Annotated in this window: 1 protein-coding gene and 1 pseudogene; both read right to left on the bottom strand. The window is 70.2% G+C overall.

Features of this window, described 5'->3' with window-relative positions; translation table 11 throughout:
• Positions 1-809 (bottom strand): succinate--CoA ligase subunit alpha (gene sucD, locus D459_RS0130175; protein ID WP_017596716.1); only part of this gene is annotated, 809 nt, incomplete at its 3' end.
• Between the two features lie 13 nt (positions 810-822).
• Positions 823-1,281: pseudogene (locus D459_RS0130170) on the bottom strand (ADP-forming succinate--CoA ligase subunit beta); the annotation flags it as partial.

The following is a 1,281-nucleotide window of genomic DNA, read 5'->3' as shown; positions in this document are numbered from 1 at the left end:
AGGGCCTCCTTCTTGGCCTGGGCGGTGCCCGAGGACCCGGACACGATCGCGCCCGCGTGCCCCATGGTCTTGCCCTCCGGCGCGGTGAACCCGGCCACATACCCCACCACCGGCTTGGTGACGTTGGCCTTGATGAACTCCGCGGCCCGCTCCTCGGCGTCCCCGCCGATCTCGCCGATCATCACGATCGCGTCGGTGTCGGGATCGGCCTCGAAGGCCGCCAGCGCGTCGATGTGGGTGGTCCCGATGATCGGGTCCCCTCCGATGCCCACGCAGGTGGAGAACCCGATGTCGCGCAGCTCGTACATCATCTGATAGGTCAGCGTGCCCGACTTCGACACCAGCCCGATCCGGCCCGGCTTGGTGATGTCGGCGGGGATGATCCCGGCGTTGGAGGCGCCCGGGGTGATCAGCCCGGGGCAGTTGGGGCCGATGATCCGGGTCTTGTTGCCCTTCTCGGTGGCGTAGGCCCAGAAGTAGGCGGTGTCGTGCACCGGGACGCCCTCGGTGATGACCACCGCCAGCCCGATCCCGGCGTCGATCGCCTCGATGACGGCGTCCTTGGTGAACCTGGGCGGCACGAAGATCACCGTGACGTCGGCGCCGGTGGCGGCCATGCCCTCGGCCACCGACCCGAACACCGGCACCTCGGTGCCGTCGAAGTCCACCGCGGTGCCGGCCTTGCGCGGGTTGACCCCGCCCACGACCCGGGTGCCGGCGGCGAGCATGCGCCGGGTGTGCTTGGTGCCCTCAGAGCCGGTCATGCCCTGGACCAGCACCTTGCTGTCCTTGGTCAGGAAAATCGCCATGTCCTCGCCCCTTCTACTTCGCCGCGGCCAGCTGCGCGGCCTGCGCGGCGGCGCCGTCCATGGTGTCGACCTGGCGCACCGCCGGGTGCGCCCGCTCGGTCAGGATGGAGCGGCCCAGCTCGGCGTTGTTGCCGTCCAGGCGCACCACCAGCGGCTTGGTCACGTCGTCGCCGCGGGACTCCAGCAGCTCCAGGGCCTGCACGATGCCGTTGGCCACCGCGTCGCAGGCGGTGATCCCGCCGAACACGTTGACGAACACCGAGCGCACGTCCGCGTCGCCCAGGATGATCTCCAGGCCGTTGGCCATGACCTCGGCCGAGGCGCCGCCGCCGATGTCGAGGAAGTTGGCGGGCTTGACGCCGCCGTGGGACTGGCCGGCGTAGGCGACCACGTCCAGGGTGGACATGACCAGGCCCGCGCCGTTGCCGATGATGCCGACCTGACCGTCGAGCTTGACGTAGTTCAGGCCCTT

The organism is Nocardiopsis potens DSM 45234 (assembly GCF_000341105.1).
Classification (GTDB): Bacteria; Actinomycetota; Actinomycetes; order Streptosporangiales; family Streptosporangiaceae; genus Nocardiopsis_A; species Nocardiopsis_A potens.
This window is presented reverse-complemented; position numbering and strand designations above follow the sequence as displayed.